The following is a 23,974-nucleotide window of genomic DNA, read 5'->3' on the forward strand; positions in this document are numbered from 1 at the left end:
GCGCGGTGGGCCGACACCGGCTGAACCGTGTATTCGACGCCACGACGAGACTCGGACTTCTTCCAGCCCGCCATGAGGCGCTCGAGCCCGTCACCGGGCGGGTCGGGTCTGCGTCGGTTTGACCGCGGCATCGCGGTCAGTACCACCCGCGGGCCTGAGAATAGCCCCACGCACCGCACGGCGTGCCATACCGGCCGCCGATGTATCCGAGTCCCCAGGCGATCTGCGTCGCGGGGTTCGTCTCCCAGTCCGCACCCGCCGACGCCATCTTCGTGCCGGGAAGTGCCTGCGGGATGCCGTAGGCACCGCTGGACTTGTTGTGCGCGTTCACGCGCCAACCCGATTCCTTCTTCCACAGCGCCACGAGGCAGTCGAACTCTCCCGTACCCCACCCGCGAGCCGCGACCATGTCAAACGCGATCGCCTGTGCGGATCCCGGGTCGGGGACGACACTCGGCGGCGCCCACCCGCTCGCAGCCTTCGTGCTGGCCGCCGCGGCGGGAACGACGGGCTTCGGTTTGGGCTTTACATAGACCTGGTAGCTGCCGCGCGACAGCTCGGGAGCGCTGGCCTCGCCCGCGATCTCGACCACGAGGGACTGGGCGTCACTCTGTGCCGCCGCATACAACGTCGTCACGCTCGTGTCCTCCGCGGATGCCTCGGCGAGCGCGGCCCCGGTGGGAACCACGATGTATGCGCCGAGGAATCCGACCGCCGCGACCGTCGCAAACACCCCGAGGACCCCCCGACGCCGAGACCAACGGACGGGCTGGGGTGCGGGCACCCGGCGAGCGAGATTCGACGAACTCATCGACGGCACACGACCCACAGAGGTGGATGTCGTCGTCGGGATGATCTCGTTGCCCTGGCTCACAGTGCTTCGAGCTTAGCCGCGACCCCGGCGAGGTGCCACGTTATGGATGCACGCGGCGCGGATCCGAGTTGTGTTCAGCGCACCGCGAGCATGACGTCGATGACGGCGTCGAGCACGGCGTCGACCTGCTCTTCGCGATACCCGCGCCGCTGCATTCGGAACGCGACCGCGCGCACCTGGTCCACCGTGATGGGTCGACCCGTCTCGAAGTACTCGACCAGCCGCTCGGCGACCAGGTCGACCTCGTCCGTCCGGTACCCGAATCGCAACCACCCGGCGCGGGCGAAACGTCGCCGGCGGGGCCGGGAGAGATGCTCGAGCAGAACCTGTGCGTCGTCGCGGGCGCGTTCCACCCAGACCCTCGTTCCCGTCGACGCTACCGCCGCTTCCCGACCACGGGCCGCGAAAGCGTCCTCGATACGGGCGAGCGCGGCATCCACGGGATCGATCGCGTAACCGCGCTTCACGAGCGGGAACGCCGCGGTGCGCACGGCGGCGGCGTCGAGGTAGGGAGTACCGTCCGCGGCTGGCTCACCCTCGAACTCCTGACGGGCGCGCTCGAGGAAAGCGTCGACCGCAGCCTTGTCGTATCCGAGTACTCGGCGCGGAGCCTCCGGAAAAAGCGCGGGTGTTGGCCGATTCTCTTCACGCTTCGCGCCGACACCGGCGTCATCCTCGTTGGCGGGGTCGGTGAGATCGTCTTGGGTGGTCGGTGAGGTCGGGTCGGTCATGCCACTCCCAGGGGCGAAAGCAGATAGAAGAGCGCGAGCGCCGCGGCGGCGGACGGGAGGATCGAATCGAGCCGGTCGAGCACGCCACCGTGACCCGGAAGCCACGAGCTCATGTCTTTGATGCCGAGATCGCGCTTGAGCATCGACTCGCCGAGGTCGCCCGCCGTGGCCGTGACGACGATGACCGCCCCGAGAACGAGGCCCGCCCACCAGGGCAGACCGATCATGAGCCACGCGAGCAGAACTCCGGCGATCAGGGCCGCAGCGACCGCACCGGCGAAGCCTTCCCAGGTCTTCTTGGGGCTGATCCGAGGCGCCATCGGTGTGCGTCCGAAGGCCAGTCCGGTCGCGTACGCACCGGTGTCGGATGCCACGGTGATGATGATGAACGAGAGCACCCACCACTGCCCGCCGTCCTGGCGCAGCAAAACCATGGCCAGACTGCCGAGGAACGGCACGTACAGCTGAGCGAGGGCGCCGATTAAGACATCCGAGAGCACGTCGCCGTAGCGACGAGCGTCCTGCGCCATCATCTGACCGAGGACACGCCAGACGATCACCACCGCGATGTCGACGAAGACGAGCACCCACAGGGCCCACAGCTCGAGGAAGAACCCCGCCGAGACGAGGACGAATACGAAGGCGACCTGCGGAACGATGTCGATCTTGCGACCGGACACCTGCAGCGCACGACACAGTTCGAATGTCCCGAAGAGCGCAACGGCCAGCGCGAAGATCGCGAAGACCCATTTGAAGAAGATCAGCGATGCGATCACGACGACGCCGATGGCCAGGCCGATCAGGATCGCGACGATCAGGTCGCGACCTGTCCGCTGCTTGATCCGCTCGTTCGCTTCGCCGAACTGGTCTCGAGCGTATGCAACCTGCTGTTCGAGGTCGCTGCGCGCCTGACGTACGTGCTCCTGGAACGCAGCAGTGGAATCACCACCCCCGCGGCCCGCGCGCGTCGTCGGGGACGGCGCCTTTCGAAGCTCTGACTCGTCGGGTGCGTCGCTCATGGTCGGGATGCGGCTCAGACCTCGAGCAGCTCTGCCTCTTTGCGCTTGAGTGCCTCGTCGATCAGATCGACGTGTGCCTTCGTCAGCGCGTCCAGCTCCTTCTCACCGCGCGAGATCTCGTCCTCGCCGACATCGCTCTTGAGCGAATCCAGGTCATCCTTCGCCTTACGACGGATGCCACGTACGTGCACCTTCGCGTCTTCGCCCTTCGTGCGGACGATCTTCACGAACTCCTTGCGGCGCTCTTCCGTCAGCTCGGGCATGGTCACGCGAACGAGGTTGCCGTCGTTCGTGGGATTCGCGCCGAGGTTGGGAGTGTTGCGGATGGCTTCTTCGATGGCCTTCAGCGCGGACTTGTCGTAGGGGGTGACGACGATCGTGCGCGCTTCGATGTTGTTGAGCGATGCGAGCTGAGCGAGCGGGGTCGGCGTGCCGTAGTAGTCCACCAGGATCTTCTGGAATAGCTGGGGGTTCGCACGACCCGTCCGCACGGTCGCGAAGTCGTCCTTCGCGGCCTCTACGGCACGGTCCATGCGGGTGGCGGCATCCGCCAAGACGTCCGCGATCACGTTGACTCCTTCAGAGGGTAGAGCGTTCGCCCAGTCTAACCGCGGGGTAGCGGTCAGACCGTGACGAGCGTGCCGATCTTGTCACCGAGAAGCGCTCGAGTGACGTTGCCGGCGGGTTCCATTCCGAACACACGCATGTCCATGTGGTTGTCCATGCACAGGCTGAATGCGGTCGAGTCGACGACCTTCAGACCGCGCTGTAGTGCGTCGTTGTAGGTCACCCGGTCCAGGCGCACAGCAGTGGGGTCCGTGCGCGGATCCGCGGTGTAGACACCGTCGACGCCGTTCTTGGCAACCAGGACCTCGGTGGCCCCGATCTCGAGCGCACGTTGGGCGGCGACCGTGTCGGTGGAGAAGTAGGGCAGTCCTGCCCCGGCGCCGAAGATCACGACGCGGCCCTTCTCCATGTGACGCTCCGCGCGACGCGGGATGTACGGCTCGGCCACCTGCATCATGGAGATTGCGGACTGCACGCGCGTCGCCGCGCCCGCCTGCTCGAGGAAGTCCTGCAGCGCGAGCGCGTTCATCACCGTTCCGAGCATGCCCATGTAGTCCGCGCGACCGCGATCCATGCCCCGCTGGCTGAGTTCGGCCCCACGGAAGAAGTTGCCGCCACCGACGACGATCGCGATCTCGACGCGGTCCACCGCCTCGGCGATCTCGCGCGCGATTTGGCTGACGACATCCGGATTGACCCCGAGGGATCCACCGCCGAACGCCTCACCCGAAAGTTTCAGCAGGACGCGTCGGCGCCCGGTAGCCTCGTCGATCACTCAGCATCCTTCCGTCTGCCTCCAACCTAACGGCAGAGGTCGTCTCGCCGCGCGCCGCAGATGAAGCGCGCAGAGGAAAGGGGCCCGGTGCAATCGCACCAGGCCCCTTCGTCACAGCGTCAGGCGCCGACCTTGAACCGAGCGAAGTCGGTCACTGTGATACCCGCATCCTGAGCAACCTTCGCGACGGAGAGCTTGTTGTCCTTCGCGTAGTCCTGCTCGAGCAGAGCGACCTGCTTGAAGAACGCGTTCACGCGACCCTCGACGATCTTGGGCAGCGCCGCCTCCGGCTTGCCCTCCTCGAGCGAGATCTTCGTGACGATGTCGCGCTCGCGCTCCACGTCGACCTCGGGAACGTCGGCCTTCGCGAGGTAGGACGGGTTCGCGAACGAGATGTGCTGAGCGATGCTGCGCGCCGTCTCGGCGTCGTCACCCGAGTAGGCGACGACAACACCGATCTGCGGCGGCAGGTCCTTGCTCGTCTTGTGGAGGTAGATCTCGAAGTGATCTCCGGTCAGCGTGCGCACGCGGCGCAGTTCGACCTTCTCGCCGATGATCGCAGCCTCGTCCGAGATGAGCTGGTCGACGGTCCCGTTGCCCGCGGGCGCGGCGAGAGCCGCCTCGACCGAGTCGGCCGAAACGGCGGCCGCGGCATCCGCGACTTTGTCCGCGAGCGCGATGAAGCGCTCGTTCTTGGCGACGAAGTCGGTCTCGCAGGCCAGCTCGAGGAGCGTGACCTTGCCGCCGACCTCGCGGGCGACGACGAGTCCCTCGCTGGTGGAGCGGTCGGCACGCTTGGCGTTGCCCTTCGCTCCCTTGAGGCGCAGGATCTCAACGGCCTTTTCGACGTCTCCGTCGGCCTCTTCGAGCGCCTTCTTCGTGTCGACCATGCCGGTGCCGAGCTGCTCGCGCAGCGCCTTGATGTCGGCGATCGTGAAGTTTGCCATGGTGTGTGAACCCCTTGCGGTGTCTTCGGTGTGTCGTGGATGTCGGGGTGATGGCTCGCCGGACGGAATCCCGCCCGGCGAGCCCACGCGCTTATTCGGCGGAGGCCGGCGCGGCTGCGTCTTCGGCGGCCTTCACGTCCGCGGCGTCGAGACCCGCGGCCTCGGCGATCGTCTGGTCGTGACCGGTGGCGCCTTCGGCGTCCGTGGCGGACTCGGTGGCGGAAGCGCCCTCGATGGCCTGCTCGTCGGCGACGAGCTCGCTGGCGACGGCCTCGGTAGGAGCCTCTTCCGCAACCTTCGCGGTGTCAGCGGAGGACTGCTCGGGAGTGCCCTGCTCAAGAAGCGCAAGCTCCCAGTCGGCGAGCGGCTCTGCCGCTTCGGCCTCGCCCGAGGGCTGGTGCCGCTGGATCAGACCCTCGGCGGCAGCGTCGGCGATGATGCGGGTGAGCAGGCCCACCGAGCGGATCGCGTCGTCGTTGCCGGGGATCGGGTACTGGAACTCGTCCGGGTCGGCGTTCGTGTCGAGGATGCCGATCACGGGGATACCGAGCTTCTTGGCCTCGTTGATCGCGAGGTGCTCGCGCTTGGCGTCGATGACCCAGATGGCCGAGGGCGTCTTGGTCAGGTTGCGGATTCCGCCGAGCGACTTGTGCAGCTTGTCGAGCTCGCGCTTCTTGATCAGCAGTTCCTTCTTGGTGAAGCCACTGTTCGCGGGAACCTCGTAGTCGAGCTCTTCGAGCTCCTTCATACGCGCGAGACGCTTGGAGATCGTCTGGAAGTTGGTCAGCAGACCACCGAGCCAGCGCTGGTTGACGTAGGGCTGGCCGACGCGGGTCGCCTGCTCGGCGACGACGCTCTGGGCCTGCTTCTTCGTGCCGACGAACAGCACGGTGCCGCCACGGGCGACCGTCTCCTTGACGAAGTCGTACGCCTTGTCGATGTACGACAGCGACTGCTGCAGGTCGATGATGTGGATGCCGCTGCGCTCGGTGAGGATGAAGCGCTTCACCTTCGGGTTCCACCGACGCGTCTGGTGTCCGAAGTGCACGCCCGAATCGAGCAGCTGGCGAATGGTAACGACGGCCATGGCCGACTCCTGTCTTGGCACCACGCGGCGCCTCTTGCGGTTTGATTCGTCGCTCCGGTCGGGCGACGTGTCCTGGTGTCCGGCACACTCCCACTCGCCGTGAGGCGAGACCGTGGGGAGTATGTGCCACGCGTGATCCTCGGATCACAGCGCTCTGGGCACGCGAAGTCACCCCGTAAACGAGGTGCTCTGCCAGTGTATCAGTCGAGGACAGCGACATGGTGGCCGCCGCACACGGCTCCTCCCCCGCATCCGGGCGGCGGGTGGTTTCCCCCGACGTCGGCGACCGACGGTCGACGCTGCACTGAGGGACGCATGCTGATCGGATGCCTCGTGCCGCACCGTTCCGCTTCGTGCGGGCGGGCGCGGTCGTCCTCACGGCGGTGCTGCTCGCCGGCTCGTTCGGCGCCGCCGCGCTGGCCGATGAGACGGAAATCGGTGGAACGGACCGCGGCGATGCGAATGCCTGGTCGTGGCCGGTGGCGCCACCGTTTCGAATCGTCCGAGACTACGTGGCACCCGCGCACGCCTATGGTCCGGGCCACCGGGGCATCGACATTGCGCCGCGCGGTGAGACATCCGTCCGCGCTCCCGATGACGGCGTCGTCGCATTCGCGGGCCGCGTCGTTGACCGGAGCGTCGTGACGATCGACCACGGCCGAGGCATCGTTTCGACGCTGGAGCCCGTCGAAGCAACAGTGGCTGCCGGCGAATGGGTGCAGCGCGGTGACGTGGTCGGGATGCTGTCGGTCGGTGGACATACGGAACCCGGGGCCCTGCATCTCGGTGCCCGCATGGACGGCGAATATCTCAACCCGCTGGTGCTGCTCGGCGCAATGCCCCGGGCGGTCCTGCTTCCGTACGCCGCACGCCGAGCCGCTCACTGAGCACCCGGTCACTGAGTTTGTCGAGGTGACCGCCGGGCCCACGGGTCGCTTTGACAAGCACAGCAACCGTCAGCATCCGCCCACTCGCGAACGGTCGCGACTCGCCGCATGTCACTCACGTCGCGCGGCGAGTCGCGTCCGTTCGATGACCGCCTCGACGTTACGCGCGCGGGTGAGCTAGGCGATAGGCGGCGCGGAGCCGCTCGCTCGAGACGTGCGTGTAGATCTGGGTCGTGCCGAGGCTCGCGTGCCCGAGGATCTCTTGCACCGTCCGCAGGTCGGCCCCGCCGTCGAGCAGGTGGGTCGCGGCCGAGTGCCGGAGCGCGTGCGGGCCGACGTGCTCGACGCCGAGGGTCGGTGCCAACCGGTGTGAGACGACGGCATAGACGGCCCGCGGTGAAATCCTGCCACCGCGCGAGCCGAGGAACAGCGCGCTGCCGCTCCCCCCTGTCTCGGAGCCTCCCGCCGAGGCCGGGCCGCTTTCGCTGTCTGAGGTCTCCACAACGAGTTCGGGCCGTCCCCGCGTGACATAAGCGTCGATCGCGCGACGGGCGGGCGCGCCGAACGGCACGACGCGCTCCTTCGATCCCTTGCCGAGCACCCGTGCCGTGCCCCGGTCGAGGTCGAGATCGCCGAGGTCGAGGCCGCACAACTCGGAGACGCGAACGCCTGCCCCGTACAGCAGTTCGAGCATCGCCCGGTTGCGCAGCGGTAGCGGATCGCCCCCCTCAGCGAGCGCGTTGAGCCCGTCGAGCATTTCAGCGACAGCAGGAGCGGTCGCGACGGTCGGGAGCGTGCGTCCACGCTTGGGTGCGACCAGACGCAGGCTCGGATCCTGCGTCACAACTCCCGTTTCAAGCGCCCAGGCGAAAAAAGACCGAATGGCCGCGGTTCGACGTGCAAGGGTGGCCCGCGCGTCGCCGCGCTCACTCGCCAGTCCCTGCCATTCACGGAGCAGTTCGAGGTCGGTATCGGCGGGCGTTTGCACACCGGTCAGCAGGGCGACTTCGATCAGGTCTCGGAGGTCGGAGCGGTAAGCGCGGGTCGTCGCGGGCGAGAGGCGACGCACGGTGCTGAGGTGCGTTTCGAACGCCTCGGATGCCTCGTGCCAGTCCACGATCCCAGCATGCGCTCATCCCCGCTCCGGTCGCGCGGCGGCGCGCCGCCAGCCGCCGTCCTCTCGCATGACGAGCCCCTCGAGCTCGAACAGACCGAGTTGCGCCTCCACCTGGGTCGGCGCCAATCCCACTCGTCGCGCGATCTCATCGCTGGATCTCCGCGTGCGGGTGCCCAGCGCATCGAGCACGCCACGCCCTGCTGTCGTCCCCGAGCTGCTCGGCGTGTGCTCCGCGGACCCATCGGTCTGGGTCCTCTCGCCCGGCATCCCGTCTCGCCCGGCCGCATCCCGAGCAACCGGTCGCGCCGCGGTCTGTAGCGGGTGTGTTTCCCATCCGGTCAACTCGATGATGTCCGCGGCCGACGTTACGCAGGTCGCGTCGAACTCCCGCAGCATGCGGTGGCAGCCTGCGGAGGTTGCGGACGTGATCGGACCGGGCACAGCGCCCAAGGGCCGGCCGAGCGCGGCCGCATGCCCCGCCGTGTTGAGCGATCCGCTCCGCCAACCCGCCTCGACGACGACGGTCGCGTCCGACATCGCCGCGATCAGCCTGTTGCGCTCGAGAAAGCGAGACTTAGTCGGGGCGGCGCCGGGCGCGACCTCGCCGATGACAGCGCCGTGGTCGGCGATACGCGCGATCATCTCGGAATGCCTCGTCGGATAGGGGCGGTCCACCCCTCCTGCCAGCACGGCGATCGTGGTACCGCCCGTCCCGAGCGCGGCACGATGAGCGGCGCCGTCGATTCCGAACGCAGCACCGGACACGACACACACGCCGCGATCGGCCAGGTCCGCGGCGAGTTCGCCCGCCACGAGCTCACCGTAGGCGCTGGATGCGCGTGCCCCCACGAGCGCCACGCGCGGACCCCGCAGCGACAAGGCCTCTCCTCTTCCGCGCACCCAGAGGAGGATCGGCGCGTGGGCGCCGAGATCCTCGAGGCCGCGCGGCCAATCGGCGTCGTCCGGCGTCACGAGCCGCAGCCGAGCGAACCGGGCCGTCCGAAACATCCCGTCCACCGCGATGCCGTTCAAACGCGGCAACCACCGTCTCAGTCCCGCCGTGAGTGCCATCGACCGTGATTCCCTGCGAGCGGATGCCTTCGACCGGATCTCGTTCAAGGCCACCTCAGCGCCGAGGGCAGCCACCAGGTGGCCCGCGACGCCGTCGCCGGGTTCCGAAATGAGGCTCCAGATCGCCCGCGCCCAGGCATCCGACACCGCTTCGTCGGTCACACCCGCGGGCACGATCCCCTCGAGCTGAGCGCGCCTGTCGTCAACGCGCTCCGGCAGGTCGAGGCTCACGCCTGAACTCCCTTGCGGAGAAACAGGGCCCGCCCGATGTCTTCGAGTGCGGGCCGGTCTCGCCCGCCGAGGTCCGCCAGGGTCCACGCGACGCGCAGCGTGCGGTCGTAACCGCGCAGAGTCAGCGCTCCGCGTTGGAGCGCCGTGTCGAGCGGGCGACGCAGCTCCGGAGCGAGGGCGAGCGGTCCCTGACGCAGCCAGGCCCCGGATGCTTGCGCGTTCGTCTGCCAGGGCGTACCGGTCAGACGAACCCTCGCGCGGTCCCGGGCGCCGGCCACTCGCTCTCGCGCCACCGCGGTCGTGATTGTGTCGGCCTCGGCGAGCCCCGGAACCCGCGAGACGCGCATGAGCCCGAATCGGATGTCGACGCGATCCAGCAGGGGGCCGGAAAGCCGTCCCACATACCGTCGGATCGCCTGAGGCGGGCACGTGCAGGATCCGCCCGGAACGCCGTGATTTCCGCACGGACAGGGGTTGGTCGCCAGTACCAGTTGAAACCGGGCGGGGAACGTAGCGGCCACACCCGAGCGGTGAATCGTGATCTCGCCCTTCTCGAGCGGAAGGCGGAGCGCATCCAGGACGGATGCCGGGAACTCGCCGGCCTCGTCCAAGAACAACACGCCGCCCGAGGCCCGCGCGATGGCCCCGGGACGCACGAGTCGGCTGCCACCCCCGACGAGAGCGGCCATCGACGCGCTGTGATGCGGCGCCTCGAGGGGTGGTGTGCGGCTGAGCGCATCGACCGCCTCGCCAGACAGCGACCGCAGCGCCGCGGTCTCGAGAGCCTCGTCGTCGGTGAGGGGAGGAAGGATGCCCGGCAGGCGCTCTGCGATCATCGTCTTGCCGGCTCCCGGCGGACCCGACATCAACAGGTGGTGGCCGCCGGCCGCGGCGGCGATCAGAGCCTCGACAGCCTCGCGTTGGCCGACCACGTCGGCGAGCTCAGGAGGACGATTCAACGCCACGGGCATCGCGGCGCGCGGCACCGGTTCGAGATCCACGTCGGGGGCATCGACCCCGTGCAGTCGCACCACGTCGACGAGCGAGACTGCCCCGAGCACGTCGATCCCGTCGACCAGCCGCGCCTCGTCCGCGTTCGCGTGGGGAACGACCACACGCTGGATGCCTGCCCGCGCCGCCACCAGCACCGCCGGCAGTATCCCGGGCACGGGCCGGAGGCGACCGTCGAGCCCGAGCTCACCGAGGTGTACTGTCTCGGCGAGCGACGCTGCATCGAAACCGCCGGCTGTCGCGAGGGCGGCAACGGCGATCGCGACGTCGAAACCGGAACCATGTTTGGGAAGGCTGGCAGGCGACAGATTGACCGTGAGGCGGCGGGCGGGTAGAGGCATCCCGCAGTTTGCCGTGGCGTTCCGAACCCGCAGCTGTGCTTCACCGAGGGCCTTGTCAGGTAGACCGATGAGACGAAACTCTGGCAACTGACTCGACAGGTCCGCCTCGACCTCGACAAGCGATCCATCGATGCCGCTCAACGCGACGCACCACGTGCGCGCAATCGTCATCGGAGCGCCTCGAGGTGTTCGAGAGTTCCCGTCGTGGGGTCGTCGCCGACGATGCCGATCGCATCGATGCGGATGCTGCGCCCCCAGCCGGACCCCGGATGGGCGATGATCCAGGCAATCGCCAGACGATGCAGGCGCGCGAACTTCTCCGGCGTGATCGCTTCGAACGGATGCCCGTAGCCCGTGCCGCGCCGCGTCTTGACCTCGATGAAGACGAGGTCATCGCCCTGAGATGCGACGATGTCCAGCTCACCCTGATCGCACCGCCAATTGCGGTCCATCAGGGTGTAGCCGAGTCGCTCCACATACTCCGCCGCCCGCTGCTCGCCCGCTCGCCCGCGCTCGTCTTTCTGCGCCATCGGCCGCTCCTCCCGCCCGACCGTTGGTCGATGCGGGTCAACCCTCGCAGCGCGCACACAGCGAGCAGAGCGTGAACGACCGTTCCGGGGATCGGCCGAGATTCAGGTCGATGTGGAGGGCGGAGCGCTACTCGCCGTCGAGCGACAGCTCCTGCGGCAACTCGAAGTCGCGGCGCGAAAGCTCTTCGACGTTGACGTCCTTGAACGTCAACACCCGCACAGACTTCACGAATCGGTCGGCGCGGTAGATATCCCACACCCACACATCGTTCATCGTGATCTCGAAGTAGAAGTCGTGCTCGGTATCGCGGCGAACGACATTGACCTCATTCGCGAGATAAAAGCGTCGCTCGGTCTCGATCACATACTGAAACTGCGAAACGACGTCGCGATATTCGCGAAAGAGCGCCAGCTCGAGTTCGCGGTCATAGTCCTCGAAGACATCGTCATCCATGGTGGTTCCATCCTAGTTACCCCGGCACCTCTCGTCCGGCTCATGCAGAAAGCAGGAGTCCCGAGACGCGTGGAGTTCAGAAAAGCGTGGCGGGCGCAATCGCCCAAGACGCACGGTGGTGAGGGCTGAGCCCGTGCTCGTCGATCGCGAGCCGATGCTCGGCACTCGCGTAGCCCTTGTTTCGCGCCCACTGGTATTCCGGCAGATCATCGTGCAGACCCGTCATCACGGCGTCACGCGCGACCTTCGCGATGACGGATGCGGCGGCCGCACTCGCGCAGTCGCGGTCGGCCTTGATGACGGGTTGCACCGTCAGGCCCGTCGCCCCCGCCGCCGTGATGTAGTCGTAGTTGCCGTCGAGGATGACGATCCCCTCTTCGAGCTCGATCCCGTGGGCTCGCAGGTCCGCGAGAGCGCGGATGGCCGCCAGCCCCAGGGCTCGCATGATCCCGACCTCATCAACTTCGGCGGCAGAGGCCCACCCGACCCCGCTCGCAGAGACCCAGTCGGCCGCCCGAGCCGCGACATCCGCTCTCCGCGCCTCGGGGACGAGCTTCGAGTCGCGTAGCCCCTGCGGGATCCGCTTGCGTGCACGACCAGCGTCGACCGCCGTCGCTCCCACGGCGACAGGACCGGCGAGAGCTCCGCGCCCGACCTCGTCACACGCGATCACGATCGGCCGTTCGCGAAGCAGTCGACGCTCGAGTGTCAGGCGCGGCTCTATGACGGTCATTGCGCGAGGGCCCCCGCGGCCGCCTCGGGCTCCGGCACGCCGCCGAACACTTCGTGGTGGAAGTCGATCGTGCCGAACCGGGAGAACGGGAATGTGACGAGGAACGCCCGACCCACGACGTTGTCGAGCGGCACGAAGCCTCGCCCGGGCTGTTCCTGGTTGTAGCGCGAGTCTTTCGAGCGGTACCGGTTGTCGCCGAGGACCCACAGGCTGTTCTCGGGCACGACGACATCGAACGCATCCGCGGATGCGGCGGTCTCACCGGGAGGAAGGGACAGGTAGGCCGACTCGTCGATCGGCACACCGTTGACCGTGATCTGTCCGAGGGCGTTGCAGCACTGGACGTGATCGCCGGGCAGACCGATGACCCGCTTGATCAGATGGTCCTCACTGTCGGGAGCTGCCAAGCCCACCAACGACAGCACCCACTCCCACGCCTCGACAACCGGCGCGCGATCGGGCTGCGTCGAAGGCGGCAGCCACCCACCCGGGTCGCGGAACACGACCACGTCACCACGGGCGTAGCCCCCGAAGCGCGGGGTGATCTCGTCGACCAGGATGCGGTCGTTCACGAGAAGCGTGTTCTCCATCGACCCCGAGGGGATGTAGAAGGACCGCACGAGAAAGGTCTTGACGAGGAACGAGACGAGAACCGCCACGAGGACGATCACCAGGATGTCGCGCAACAGCGCCAGCGCTCCGCGGCGACGGCTGCGCGCTCGCGGCGGGGTCTCAGGGATATCTGTTGCGGGGCTACTCACGGTCTCGTCCTTCACGGCTCGCAAGTGTCGTGCGCCCGTTCATCAAGCGTCGCACATCCGGGCGCGCGCAGACGCCGGGCACGCGCACATCCGTACATCGATCAGATGGTCTGAAAACGACAAGACCCCGTGGCGTGAACCACGGGGTCTTGTCGGAAAAGGCGACTCAGTTGTCGCGCTTCTCCTTGATCTTGGCCTTCTTGCCGCGCAGGTTCCGCATGTAGTAGAGCTTCGCGCGACGGACGTCACCGCGGGTGACGACCTCGATGTGGTCGATCACCGGGCTGTGCACCGGGAAGGTACGCTCCACGCCGACCTGGAAGCTGATCTTGCGGACCGTGAAGGTCTCGCGCACGCCATCGCCCGAGCGACCGAGCACGAAACCCTGGAAGACCTGGATACGCGAGCGCGTTCCTTCGGTGATGTTGACGTGCACCTTGATGGTGTCACCGGGGCCGAACTCGGGAATGTCTGTGCGCAGCGATGCTGCATCAACGGCGTCGAGGATCTGCATGATCTATCTCTCTGCGTCCGCCACGGGTCGGGCGCGGGTGAAGGTGTGAAAAGGATGAAGGTCGTGCGATGCGGGATCAGTTCGACCCTTGGACTCCCCTGTGGCAGAGCCGGTCGCGGCACAAACGCCTATTCTGCCACGGATGCCCGGGGCCGCCAAACCGCGTCAGTGCGAGACGCGACCTTCGCCGGGCTGGGCTGTCTCCGAGAGGACGATCACGTCCCCGTCGCGGGTGTTCGACTCGCGCGCCGCGCGCACTCCATCGAAGGTGTTGCCCTCCGAAGTGACTCCGCCTGGCGTGACTCCGCCGGAAGCGGTCGAGTAACGGAGCACGACTCGGCCTGTGCCCGAGCGCGCCTCGCTCCAGAGCTGCCAGAGGCTCAACCAGAAAAGCGCCACGGCCACGATGATCGCGCCGACCAGCAGCGGCGCGAACCACGGGCCGAAGAAGCCGACCGCGATCGTCAGCGCATGCCAGAGCGCGAAACCCGCGACATCCCACCACGAGACGGCGCGCTGCGCGCGCACGGTCGGACGAGCGCGAACCAGGAGGGTCAGAAGCAGTTGGCCGAGGAAGACGGACGGAACCGCGATGAACAGAACCCAGAGGAAGGGTCCGGCGCCGCCCTGAAACACTCCCCAGCCGACGAGCAGCCAGATGGGCAGCAAGAAGGCGGCTGGAATCAACCAGTGGAAGAAAGCACGCCGCAGCCACATGTGAACGATGGTACGCCTCGTCGCGTCCGGAACGGGCGCCGGAGTGCATGCGCTGGGCAACCTCTCAGCGCTGTCGGAGGGGACGCCGCCGGGAGTCCGACACAATGGAGGGTAAGCAGGAAAGGAACACGATGATCGAACTGCGCACCCCCGCCGAGATCGAAGCGATGCGTCCCGTCGGACGTTTCGTCGCTGAAACGCTCGCGACGCTGCGCGACGAGACGAAAGTCGGCACCAACCTGCTCGCGATCGATCGTCGTGCTCACGACTTGATCAAGCGCGCCGGAGCGGAGTCCTGCTACATCGACTACCACCCGTCGTTCGGCGCGAGCCCGTTCGGCAAAGTGATCTGCACGTCGATCAACGATGCCGTGCTGCACGGACTCCCCCACGATTACGTCCTTCGCGACGGCGACCTGGTATCGCTGGATTTCGCGGTGGCGGTCGATGGCTGGGTCGCGGACTCGGCGGTGTCGTTCGTCGTCGGCACACCGCGGGACGAAGACCTGCGCCTGATCGACACGGCGGAGCGCGCCCTGGATGCTGCAATCGCGAGCGCGACCGTCGGCCACAAGATCGGTGATATCTCCGCTGCCATCGCCGGTGTCGCGCACGGCGAGGGCTACTCGATCAATACGGACTTCGGTGGCCACGGCGTCGGGCGCATCATGCACGGCGACCCGCACATCCCGAACGACGGCAAAGCCGGTCGCGGCTACCCGCTGCGCGCGGGCCTGGTGGTGGCGCTGGAGCCCTGGTTCTTGCAGACGACCGACGAGCTGATCACGGATCCGGATGGTTGGACGCTCCGCAGTGCGGATGGTTCGCGAGGCGCTCATGCCGAGCACACCATCGCGATCACCGCGGACGGACCGATCGTGCTCACCGACCGGTCATTCCTCGGCGTGAAGTGATCGTGCACCGCTCGTCACTTCGACAAGCTCAGTGACCGACCGGGGCGCGTGCGGCGAGTTCGCTCGCGATGTCCGCCCCCACGCCGTCTCCGACGCGGTGGACCCGCACGTTGTTCGTCGAGCCGGCAATCCCCGGAGGGGCACCCGCCGTCACGATCACCCGGTCTCCCGGCACCGCACGACCCGTCTGCAACAGGACCTCGTCGACGAGCCGCATCAGCTCATCCGTCGTCGGAACCCGCGGCACGAGGAACGTCTCGACGCCCCACGACAGCGCGAGGCGCGACCGCGTGGTCGCGAGATCCGTGAAGGCCAGGGTCGGCAGACGAAAGCGCAGCCGAGCCATCCGTCGCGCAGAGTCCCCGGACTGGCTGAAGACGCACACGTACTTCGCGTCGACGAAGTCCGCGATGCTCGCCGCGGCCAACGTCAGCGCACCGCCCTGCGTGCGCGGTTTGGTTCCGAGTGGCACGATCCGATCGAGCCCCTGCTCTTCGGTCGAGGCGATGATGCGCGCCATCGTCTCGACCACGGTGATCGGATGTGCCCCGACGCCCGTCTCACCCGAGAGCATGACGGCATCCGCGCCATCCAGAATCGCATTCGCGACATCGGACGTCTCGGCCCGCGTCGGCACGGGGTTCTCGATCATCGACTCGAGCATCTGCGTGGCGACGATCACGGGCTTCGCCCAGCGTCGCGCATCCTCGACCGCCCGCTTCTGGACGATCGGCACCTGCTCGAGTGGCAGCTCGACGCCCAGGTCGCCACGCGCGACCATCACGCCATCGAACGCGTCGACGATCTCATGCAAGACGGCGACGGCTTCCGGCTTCTCGATCTTCGCGATGACGGGCACGAACCGGCCCTCTTCTGCCATCACCCGGCGAACGGGATGCGCGTCCTTGGCTGACCGCACGAACGACAGCGCGATCATGTCGGCGCCGAGCGCCAGCGCCCAGCGCAGATCGGCCTCGTCCTTTTCGCTGAGCGCCGGAACTTTCACGTCGACCCCGGGTAGGTTCAGGCCTTTGTTGTTGGAGACCGCTCCGCCGACCACGACCTCGGTGCGGACGCTCACGCCGTCGGTTTCGAGCACCCGGAGCCGCACTTTGCCGTCATCGATCAGGATCGAATCGCCGACCTTCACGTCCCGGGCGAGAGGCGCGAATGTCGTGCCCACGACCTCGCGGGTACCCACGACATCCTCCGTCGTGATCGTGAAGATGTCGCCGGCCCCGAGCAAGTGGGGTCCATCCGCAAACCGGCCGAGGCGAATCTTCGGGCCCTGCAGATCGACCAGGATCCCGACCGCTCGGCCCGTGCTGTCCGCCGCACGGCGCACGTTCGCGTACGTCTGTTCGTGCTGCGCGTACGCGCCGTGGCTGAGGTTCAGGCGGGCAACGTCCATCCCTGCTCGAACGAGCCCCTCGATCACCTCATACGACGACGAGGCTGGACCCAGAGTGGCGACGATCTTCGCGCGGCGCATACGTGTCACGTGTCCCTTCGCGCCCGCACCTCGGGCCCCGCTCGATTCTTGCGCGATCGATGGCGCTGCAGATGAACGGCACGTAACGAACGGCGGCGGCGACACCCGGATGCTCCGATCTGCCAGGATCGGGTCATGAACGAGGTCATCGGCGACATCCTGCCTCTCGCGGTCGCCGCGGGGCTCAGCCCGATTCCCCTGATCGCCGTCGTCCTCATCATGATGTCTCCGCGCCCACGCGCGAGCGGATCGGCCTTCGCCGCGGGGTGGATCCTCGGGTGCGGGCTCGTCGTCGCGATCGGTGCTTTCGCGGCGGGTTTTCTGAGAAGCGCGGATGCCGAGGGCACAACGGCGATCGCCTCGTGGGCGCGCCTCGTCTTCGGCATCGTCCTGCTGCTCATGGCCGTGCGAAAGTTCGTCAAGAATCGCCGAGCGGAGCCTGAGCTCCCCGCTTGGATGTCGGGTTTGATGTCCGCCTCGCCCGCGCGCGCCGTGGGGCTCGGCCTGCTCCTCTCGGCGGCGAACCCGAAGAACGCCCTGCTCGGTGTCGCGGCCGGTATCTCGATCGGCGCCGCGGGACTGATCGGCGGCCCGGCCGTGGCGGCGGGCCTCGTCTACGTGGTTCTCGCCGCGGCGGCGGTCCTCGCCATTGTTCTCGCGTCGACCGTCGCACCGAAGCGCATGGCGGCGGTGCTGGTCCGCCTGCGCGACTGGCTCACACTCCACAACTCCGCGATCATGACGCTGCTCCTGGTCGTGTTCGGGTTCCTCCTCATCGGGAGAGGCATCGAAGGGCTCTGATCGGCACCAGTCCGACATCGTTCGCACGGTCACCCACATCGATCTCACAATCCGCGTGCACCGCGAGTGAGCGAAACGTTCGCTGCGGGTAATCGAAGCCCGCGACGGGTCGAAACACCGCGCCTTTAGCCTCGACGGACAGCCGCACCCGCCGACCGCAGGAGACGTCATGACCCAGGACGCAGAACGCCCGGCCAGCGATCGGACGCCATCCGCCCGGTTGTCGCATACTGTCGACGCCACGAAACACTCCGCTGATGACGCGGCAACATCACCGACGTACCGTGACGACATGAGCAACGCGACGACGGGTCAACACGTCGTCGTCGTGGGTGCGGGGATGGTGGCGCACCGATTCGTCGAGAGTCTCTTGAGCCGAGCCGGCGCCGAGTGGCGCGTGACGGTCGTCGGCGACGAGGGACGGCATCCGTATGACCGGGTCGGGCTGACGGGGTACTTCTCTGGAGCGGACGCGGATGCCCTGAGCCTGGAACGATCGGTGCTCGCCGATGAACGCGTCCGGTTCGTCGCGGGCGACAGGGTGGCGCGCATCGATCTCGAGAGGGCGAACGTCACCGCCGCCAGCGGCGAGGACATCGGCTGGGACCGTCTGGTGCTCGCTACCGGTTCGTTCGCCGCGCGCCCCGCCGTCGACGGTGGCGAGACCGAGGGATGCTTCGTGTACCGGACGCTCGACGACGTCTCAGGGCTACGCGCCTTCGTGGAGCGTCGCAGCGCCGAACTCGGCCGCGCGCTCACCGGCACGGTGATCGGCGGTGGGCTGCTCGGTCTCGAGGCCGCCGGCGCCCTGCAGGAACTCGGCGTCGAGTGCACCGTTGTGCAGTCCTCGGACCGCTTGATGTCGGCCCAGCTCGACCTCAGCGGTGGCAACGCCCTGCGCCGACTCATCGAGGCCCGCGGCATCCGGGTCCGAACCGATTCCCTCACGATGCGGATCGACAGCGGTTCCGACGGCCACGTGAACGCGATCGCGTTCCGCGACGGCACCGGCGAGAGCACCGACGTCGTGATCTTCACCGTCGGTGTGCGCCCGCGCGACGAGCTGGCGCACGCGGCCGGCCTGCAGGTGCACGAGCGCGGCGGCGTAGTGATCGACGACGGATGCGCGACCAGCGACCCGCGTATCCTCGCGATCGGCGAGGTCGCCAACTACGACGGCGCGTGCGTCGGCCTGGTCGCCCCCGGCTACGCGATGGCGGAGGTCGCCGCGAGCCGACTGCTCGGCGGCGAAGCATCCTTCCCCGGCTACGACCTGTCGACCAAGTTGAAGCTGAGCGGGGTGGATGTCGCGAGCTTCGGCGACGCGTTCGCCACGACGCCCGGTGCCCTCGATGTCGTCTACGCCGATCCCATCACCGGTGTCTACAAGAAGCTCGTGCTGTCGGACGACGCGAAGACCCTGCTCGGCGGCATCCTCGTCGGTGACGCGTCGGCCTATGGCTCGCTTCGTCCCCTCGTCGGTGGCCCGCTCGGCGGCGACCCCGCCGCGTACCTGATGCCGGCCGACGGGGTCGCCGCGCCGACGGCCGAGCTGCCGGACGGCGCGCTCGTGTGCTCGTGCAACAGCGTCACGGCAGGCGCCATCCGTCACGCCGTCGGCGAAGAGGGATGCCAGGATGTTGCCGCCGTCAAGGCCTGCACCAAGGCGGGAGCCGCGTGCGGATCGTGCGTCTCGATGATCAAGAAGATCGTCGGCGCCGAGCTGATCAAGACGGGCGCAACACTCAGCACCGCCCTGTGCGAGCACTTCGAGCTGTCGCGGCGGCAGCTGTTCGACGCCGTACGGGTCTCGGGGCTTCGCACGTTCAGCGCCGTCATCGAGCGCTTCGGGTCGGGACGCGGATGCGACATCTGCAAGCCGGCACTCGCGAGCATCCTGTCGACCCTCGTCGGAGCGCACGTCCTCGACGGCGAGAACGCGACGCTGCAGGACACCAACGACCACGTCATGGCCAACCTGCAGAAGGACGGCAGCTACTCGGTCGTTCCCCGTATCCCCGGCGGCGAGATCACGCCCGAAGGCCTTCTCGTGATCGGCCAGGTCGCCCAGGACTTCGGCCTCTACACGAAGATCACCGGCGGGCAACGCATAGATATGTTCGGGGCACGGCTCGAGCAGCTCCCCGACATCTGGCGGCGTCTCGTCGACGCGGGTTTCGAATCGGGTCACGCGTACGGCAAGTCGCTGCGCACGGTCAAGTCGTGCGTCGGATCCACCTGGTGCCGATACGGCGTCCAGGATGCCGTCGGGATGGCCGTGCACCTCGAACTGCGCTATCGCGGGCTGCGTTCCCCCCACAAGATCAAGCTCGGTGTGTCGGGCTGCGCGCGCGAGTGTGCCGAGGCCCGCGGTAAGGACGTGGGGGTGATCGCGACCGAGGCCGGGTGGAACATGTACGTGGGTGGCAACGGGGGCTTCACGCCGCGGCACGCCGTGCTGTTCGCCGAGGGGCTCAGCGACGACGAGCTGCTCACCGCGATCGACCGGTTCTTGATGTACTACATCTTCACGGCCGACCGTCTGCAGAGAACCGCGCCGTGGTTCCAGGACCTCGAGGGCGGAATCGACGAGCTCCGTCGCGTGATCTTCGATGACAGCCTGGGCATCTGCGCTGACCTGGATGCGGCGATGGCCGCCCACGTCGCGAACTACGCGGACGAGTGGAAAGCCACGCTCGAAGATCCCGAGAAGCTCAGCCGCTTCGCGTCGTTCGTGAATGCGCCGACCACCCCGGATCCGTCCCTCGCCTACACCGTGGAACGCCGACAGCCGCGGCCCGCGACGGCCGAAGAGAAGGATGGCGGGCGCGTGCTGATCGCCGGAACGACGCTGGAGGTGCGCCGATGACCATCGGCGAAACCGGGATCACCCCAGCCCGGACGACCGAGTTCAGCGGGGCCGATGTCCCATCGACCGAGCCCGGCTCCCCCGAGACGACGTGGGTCCGGATCTGCCCGCTCGACGCGCTGGAGACCGAACGCGGTCGAGCGGCCCTCGTCGACGGCGTCCAATTCGCCCTGTTCCTCACCCACGAGGGTCGCGTGTATGCCGTGTCGAACCGCGACCCGTACAGCGGCGCCCACGTCATGTCGCGCGGCATCGTCGGCACCCGCCAGGCAGCACCGACCGTGGCCTCGCCGATGTACAAGCAGGTCTTCGACCTCCGCACCGGCGTCTGCCTCGACACGCAGGGCAAGGAGCCGGCGTCGCTACAGGTCTGGCCCGCCGCCGTTCGTGACGGCGATGTCTTCATCCGTCTGGAGGGAAACGCATGACCACGATGCTCGGTGTCTCGTTGGCCGGACGCGATGTGCTGATGGTGGGCGGGGGCGCGGTGACCGCCCGGCGCCTGCGTCGTCTTCTCGAGGACGGAGCACGCGTGCGGATCGTCGCGCCCGAGCTGTGCGAGGACGTGCGGGCGCTGGTGGACGAGCACGGACTCTCGTGGACGTCCCGGCGTGCAAAAGTCGCCGACATCGGCGAGGCTTGGCTCGTGCACACCGCGACGGGAGACCCGAGAGCGGATGCGGACCTGGCCGCGGCGTGCGAGAGTCGCCGCGTGCTGTGCGTCAACGCATCCGACGGCGCGCACGGGACGGCCCGCCTCACCGCCGAAACACGGTCCGGGGACGTCGTCGTCGGAGTCGTCTCGGATGCCGGCGTGGACCCCCGCCGTGCCGCGCAACTGCGCGACGCGATCGGCGTGCAGTTGCGCGAGGGTCGCCTCCCGCTCCGTCGTCGGCGCGCGGGCGCGGCCGGTCGCGTCGATCTCATCGGTGGCGGACCCGGCCCCGCGGACCTGATGACGGTCCGCGGCCGCCGCCTGCTGGCGGAAGCGGATGTCGTCGTGGCCGACCGCCTCGGTCCCACGGATGTCCTCTCCGAACTCGACCCCGAGGTCGAGATCTTCGACGTCGGAAAGCAGCCGGGCCACCATCCGGTGCCACAGCACGAGATCAATGCGCTGCTCGTGACGCACGCGCTCGCGGGCAAGCGCGTCGTACGCCTCAAGGGCGGCGACCCGTTCGTCTACGGTCGAGGCGGCGAAGAGGTCACGGCGTGCCTCGCGGCCGGCGTCCCCGTCGAGGTGGTTCCGGGGCTCACCAGCATCGTCTCGGTTCCGGCGGCAGCCGGCATCCCGGTCACGCATCGCGGCACGGCCGCGTCGGTGCACGTCGTGAACGGGCAGGCCGAGATCAGCTCGGCGACCCTCGCGGCGATCGGGGACGCCGCCGTCACGACGGTGGTGCTGATGGGCGTCGCCGCCCTGCCCCGGCTCGTCACTGCGGCCCTCGAGGCGGGCGCCCCGGCAGACCGCCCGATCGCGATCATCGAGAGCGGTCACACCCCGCGCCAGCGTACGACGCGCACCACGCTCGGGAGCGCCGTCGAGGATGCCGCGGCCGCCGGAGTCCAGAACCCCGCCGTCATCGTGATCGGCCGGGTCGCCGACGCGAACCTGTTGCTGCCCGAACACGTGCTGGCGGGTGACGCACGCCGGTGACCGAACGCCCCACCCTGTCCGCCGCGCTCGCCGGTTGCACGATCGTCATCGCCGTCGATCGTCGCTCCGGCGAACTCGCGGCGGCCCTGGAGCGGCACGGCGCGACCGTTCGTCACGCGCCGGCACTGACGATCGTGCCGCACATCGACGACGAAGCACTCATCGCCCGCACCCGGGAACTCGTCGAGAGCCCACCCGACATCGTGGTCGTCACGACGGGCGTCGGGTTCCGCGGATGGATGGAGGCCGCCGACGAGGCCGGCTTGCTCGACGCGCTCCAGCCCGCACTCGCCGGCGCGCAGATCGTCGCGCGCGGGCCCAAGGCACGCGGGGCGATCCAGCAGGCCGGATTCACCGCGGACTGGGTGGCCGAGTCCGAGACCTCGACGGAACTCGGCGAATTCTTGCTCGCCGAGGGCGTGGCCGGCAAGCGGATCGCGGTTCAACACCACGGATCGGGCGCGGACGGCCTCGATGAGCTCTTCGGCGAACACGGCGCGGATGTCGTGAGCCTGACCATGTACCGGTGGGGGCCGCCACCCGACCCCGAGGTCGTCCGGCGGTCGGTGATCGCGACGAGTGTGGGCGAGGTCGACGCGGTGCTCTTCACCTCGGCGCCGGGAGCGCAGGAGTGGGTGGCGGCCGCGCGGCGTGCGGACGTTCTTGATGACATCCGGGAGCGAGTCGGGCGCGGCCGCGTGCTCGTGGCGGCCGTCGGGCCGATCACCGCGGGACCGCTCGAGGCCGCCTTCCTCGATCCGCTCGTCGCGGAACGCGGCCGCCTCGGCTCACTCGTCCGCGCTGTCGTGACGCACTTCGGCGGTGGTCACTCAGTCGGGCTGGACACCGTCGCCGGCCGCCTCGAGATCCGTAGCACGGGCGCCGTGCTGGGCGGACGCCTGATCCCGCTCTCCCGCGCTGGCATCGCCATCCTCGCGGCGCTTTTTGATGCGAGAGGCGGGGTGGTCTCTCGGACGAGCCTGCAGGGCGCGCTGCCCCGCTCGGGCGACAACACCCATGCCGTCGAGATGGCCGTCGCGCGCGTTCGCGAGTCTCTCGCGCAACCGGACCTGATCAAAACCGTCGTGAAGCGCGGCTACCGCCTCAACACGATCGAAAGCGTGGAGGAGCGACCATGACCCCCACCCTCATCGCCTGCTCGCACGGCACCCGATCCATCGAGGGGCGAGCCGCGATCTCCGCACAGCTCGACCAGGTCCGCGCCCTGCTGCCGGACGTGCGCGTCGAAGAGGCGTTCGTCGACGTCCAGGAGCCCGCGATCGACGACGTCGTGGCGCGAGTTATCTCGGACGGGACCGCCGAGAGGACAGGTGACCGCGCCGCTGTGGTGGTGCCCGTCCTCCTCTCGGCCGGGTTCCACACGCGGGTGGACATCGCGCGTGCCGTCGCCGCACATCCGGGTCGCGCGATCCCCGCGCCCGCCCTCGGACCCCACGACCTGCTCGCGCTCGTCCTGGAGTCCCGTCTCGCCGAAGCCGCGCTGCAGGGCGGTGACGCGGTCGTCCTCGCGGCGGCCGGCTCGAGCGACCCCGCCGCCGCGGTGGCCGTGTCTCGCATGGCGGCGCTCCTGCAGCGCTGCATCCTGACACCCGTCACGGTCGGGTTCGCGGCGGGGGCGGAACCGCGCATCCCCGCTGCGATCGCGGCAGCCCGCGCGGCGGGAGCGGAACGGGTTATCGCGGCGAGCTACGTCCTCGCGCCCGGCCACTTCCACGACGTGATCGGGCGGACGGGCGCGGATGTCGTGACCGCTCCGCTTGCGCCGGATGTGCGCATCGCCGCTCTGATCGTCGAGCGCTACCGCGCCGCGGCCGAGCAGCTGCGGGCCGACAGCGTCGCGACCGTCGGCTGAA

General features: G+C 68.4%; 25 protein-coding genes. 8 read left to right on the forward strand and 17 right to left on the reverse strand.

The genetic code is table 11. The features are described 5' to 3' along the window. Nucleotides 1-136 precede the first annotated feature (136 nt). From ACXZ1E_RS01295 to rpsB, 7 genes are all read right to left on the reverse strand, one after another. Nucleotides 137-874, reverse strand: a complete 738-nt coding sequence (locus ACXZ1E_RS01295; RefSeq protein WP_458041676.1) for an aggregation-promoting factor C-terminal-like domain-containing protein — start codon at nucleotides 872-874, stop codon at nucleotides 137-139. A gap of 74 nt (nucleotides 875-948) precedes the next feature. Then, nucleotides 949-1,605, reverse strand: a complete 657-nt coding sequence (locus ACXZ1E_RS01300) for a DivIVA domain-containing protein (RefSeq protein ID WP_458041677.1) — start codon at nucleotides 1,603-1,605, stop codon at nucleotides 949-951. Then, the gene (locus ACXZ1E_RS01305; protein ID WP_458041678.1) at nucleotides 1,602-2,624 is read right to left on the reverse strand and encodes a phosphatidate cytidylyltransferase; all 1,023 of its coding nucleotides are present in this window, start codon (nucleotides 2,622-2,624) and stop codon (nucleotides 1,602-1,604) included. The genes ACXZ1E_RS01300 and ACXZ1E_RS01305 overlap by 4 nt, the downstream gene beginning before the upstream one ends. A gap of 14 nt (nucleotides 2,625-2,638) precedes the next feature. Further along, nucleotides 2,639-3,193: a ribosome recycling factor gene (frr, locus tag ACXZ1E_RS01310; protein WP_036294335.1), complete on the reverse strand. Its 555-nt coding sequence runs from the start codon at nucleotides 3,191-3,193 to the stop codon at nucleotides 2,639-2,641. Nucleotides 3,194-3,246: 53 nt separating this feature from the next. After that, complete coding sequence (gene pyrH, locus ACXZ1E_RS01315) at nucleotides 3,247-3,963, reverse strand: UMP kinase (RefSeq protein WP_458352100.1); 717 nt, start codon at nucleotides 3,961-3,963, stop codon at nucleotides 3,247-3,249. A 122-nt stretch (nucleotides 3,964-4,085) separates the two neighbouring features. After that, complete coding sequence (gene tsf / locus ACXZ1E_RS01320) at nucleotides 4,086-4,913, reverse strand: translation elongation factor Ts (RefSeq protein ID WP_458041680.1); 828 nt, start codon at nucleotides 4,911-4,913, stop codon at nucleotides 4,086-4,088. Between the two features lie 91 nt (nucleotides 4,914-5,004). Continuing rightward, nucleotides 5,005-6,000, reverse strand: a complete 996-nt coding sequence (gene rpsB, locus ACXZ1E_RS01325) for a 30S ribosomal protein S2 (protein ID WP_458041681.1) — start codon at nucleotides 5,998-6,000, stop codon at nucleotides 5,005-5,007. 326 nt (nucleotides 6,001-6,326) lie between these two features. On the opposite strand from rpsB, the gene ACXZ1E_RS01330 reads away from it, so the two are divergent. Then, nucleotides 6,327-6,887 carry a murein hydrolase activator EnvC family protein gene (locus tag ACXZ1E_RS01330; RefSeq protein WP_458041682.1) on the forward strand — a complete coding sequence of 187 codons (561 nt, stop codon included), beginning with the start codon at nucleotides 6,327-6,329 and terminating at the stop codon, nucleotides 6,885-6,887. Between the two features lie 160 nt (nucleotides 6,888-7,047). On the opposite strand, the gene ACXZ1E_RS01335 is transcribed toward ACXZ1E_RS01330, so the two are convergent. The 9 genes from ACXZ1E_RS01335 to ACXZ1E_RS01375 all read right to left on the reverse strand — a co-directional run bounded on the left by ACXZ1E_RS01335 (nucleotide 7,048) and on the right by ACXZ1E_RS01375 (nucleotide 14,367). Next, nucleotides 7,048-8,004: a tyrosine recombinase XerC gene (locus tag ACXZ1E_RS01335; RefSeq protein WP_458041683.1), complete on the reverse strand. Its 957-nt coding sequence runs from the start codon at nucleotides 8,002-8,004 to the stop codon at nucleotides 7,048-7,050. Nucleotides 8,005-8,019: 15 nt separating this feature from the next. Next, the gene (dprA, locus tag ACXZ1E_RS01340; RefSeq protein ID WP_458041684.1) at nucleotides 8,020-9,306 is read right to left on the reverse strand and encodes a DNA-processing protein DprA; all 1,287 of its coding nucleotides are present in this window, start codon (nucleotides 9,304-9,306) and stop codon (nucleotides 8,020-8,022) included. Beyond that, nucleotides 9,303-10,829: a YifB family Mg chelatase-like AAA ATPase gene (locus ACXZ1E_RS01345; RefSeq protein ID WP_458041685.1), complete on the reverse strand. Its 1,527-nt coding sequence runs from the start codon at nucleotides 10,827-10,829 to the stop codon at nucleotides 9,303-9,305. Before ACXZ1E_RS01345 ends, dprA begins: the two co-directional genes overlap by 4 nt. Continuing rightward, entirely contained in the window at nucleotides 10,826-11,188 is a 363-nt protein-coding gene (locus ACXZ1E_RS01350) for a YraN family protein (protein WP_458041686.1), read from the reverse strand. Before ACXZ1E_RS01350 ends, ACXZ1E_RS01345 begins: the two co-directional genes overlap by 4 nt. A gap of 127 nt (nucleotides 11,189-11,315) precedes the next feature. Further along, nucleotides 11,316-11,642 carry a DUF2469 family protein gene (locus ACXZ1E_RS01355; RefSeq protein ID WP_036296353.1) on the reverse strand — a complete coding sequence of 109 codons (327 nt, stop codon included), beginning with the start codon at nucleotides 11,640-11,642 and terminating at the stop codon, nucleotides 11,316-11,318. 76 nt (nucleotides 11,643-11,718) lie between these two features. Beyond that, nucleotides 11,719-12,375 (reverse strand): ribonuclease HII, encoded by a 657-nt coding sequence (locus ACXZ1E_RS01360; RefSeq protein WP_036296355.1) that lies wholly within the window; start codon nucleotides 12,373-12,375, stop codon nucleotides 11,719-11,721. Then, nucleotides 12,372-13,136 carry a signal peptidase I gene (gene lepB, locus ACXZ1E_RS01365; protein WP_051513090.1) on the reverse strand — a complete coding sequence of 255 codons (765 nt, stop codon included), beginning with the start codon at nucleotides 13,134-13,136 and terminating at the stop codon, nucleotides 12,372-12,374. The genes ACXZ1E_RS01360 and lepB overlap by 4 nt, the downstream gene beginning before the upstream one ends. A 166-nt stretch (nucleotides 13,137-13,302) precedes the next feature. Beyond that, the gene (rplS, locus tag ACXZ1E_RS01370; protein ID WP_036296357.1) at nucleotides 13,303-13,650 is read right to left on the reverse strand and encodes a 50S ribosomal protein L19; all 348 of its coding nucleotides are present in this window, start codon (nucleotides 13,648-13,650) and stop codon (nucleotides 13,303-13,305) included. Nucleotides 13,651-13,815: 165 nt separating this feature from the next. Further along, nucleotides 13,816-14,367 (reverse strand): MFS transporter permease, encoded by a 552-nt coding sequence (locus tag ACXZ1E_RS01375; protein ID WP_232711612.1) that lies wholly within the window; start codon nucleotides 14,365-14,367, stop codon nucleotides 13,816-13,818. Between the two features lie 131 nt (nucleotides 14,368-14,498). Here ACXZ1E_RS01375 and map point away from each other — a divergent pair, with 131 nt between their 5' ends. Further along, nucleotides 14,499-15,281, forward strand: coding sequence for a type I methionyl aminopeptidase (gene map, locus ACXZ1E_RS01380; protein WP_458041687.1), 783 nt, complete (start codon nucleotides 14,499-14,501; stop codon nucleotides 15,279-15,281). 28 nt (nucleotides 15,282-15,309) lie between these two features. On the opposite strand, the gene pyk is transcribed toward map, so the two are convergent. Beyond that, the gene (gene pyk, locus ACXZ1E_RS01385) at nucleotides 15,310-16,773 is read right to left on the reverse strand and encodes a pyruvate kinase (RefSeq protein ID WP_458042978.1); all 1,464 of its coding nucleotides are present in this window, start codon (nucleotides 16,771-16,773) and stop codon (nucleotides 15,310-15,312) included. Nucleotides 16,774-16,908: 135 nt separating this feature from the next. Between pyk and ACXZ1E_RS01390 the strand changes: the two genes are divergently transcribed. From ACXZ1E_RS01390 to ACXZ1E_RS01415, 6 genes are all read left to right on the forward strand, one after another. Next, entirely contained in the window at nucleotides 16,909-17,574 is a 666-nt protein-coding gene (locus tag ACXZ1E_RS01390) for a GAP family protein (RefSeq protein ID WP_304689018.1), read from the forward strand. 292 nt (nucleotides 17,575-17,866) lie between these two features. Continuing rightward, complete coding sequence (gene nirB / locus ACXZ1E_RS01395; RefSeq protein ID WP_304689017.1) at nucleotides 17,867-20,443, forward strand: nitrite reductase large subunit NirB; 2,577 nt, start codon at nucleotides 17,867-17,869, stop codon at nucleotides 20,441-20,443. After that, a complete protein-coding gene (gene nirD / locus ACXZ1E_RS01400; protein WP_304689015.1) occupies nucleotides 20,440-20,871 on the forward strand; it encodes a nitrite reductase small subunit NirD in 432 nt (143 codons plus the stop codon). Before nirB ends, nirD begins: the two co-directional genes overlap by 4 nt. Continuing rightward, complete coding sequence (cobA, locus tag ACXZ1E_RS01405; RefSeq protein ID WP_304689014.1) at nucleotides 20,868-22,100, forward strand: uroporphyrinogen-III C-methyltransferase; 1,233 nt, start codon at nucleotides 20,868-20,870, stop codon at nucleotides 22,098-22,100. Before nirD ends, cobA begins: the two co-directional genes overlap by 4 nt. Continuing rightward, nucleotides 22,097-23,239: a uroporphyrinogen-III synthase gene (locus ACXZ1E_RS01410; protein WP_396641246.1), complete on the forward strand. Its 1,143-nt coding sequence runs from the start codon at nucleotides 22,097-22,099 to the stop codon at nucleotides 23,237-23,239. Before cobA ends, ACXZ1E_RS01410 begins: the two co-directional genes overlap by 4 nt. Beyond that, a complete protein-coding gene (locus ACXZ1E_RS01415; RefSeq protein WP_304689012.1) occupies nucleotides 23,236-23,973 on the forward strand; it encodes a sirohydrochlorin chelatase in 738 nt (245 codons plus the stop codon). The genes ACXZ1E_RS01410 and ACXZ1E_RS01415 overlap by 4 nt, the downstream gene beginning before the upstream one ends. Nucleotide 23,974 lies beyond the last annotated feature (1 nt).

The organism is Pacificispira sp. HM-600, from assembly GCF_977993705.1.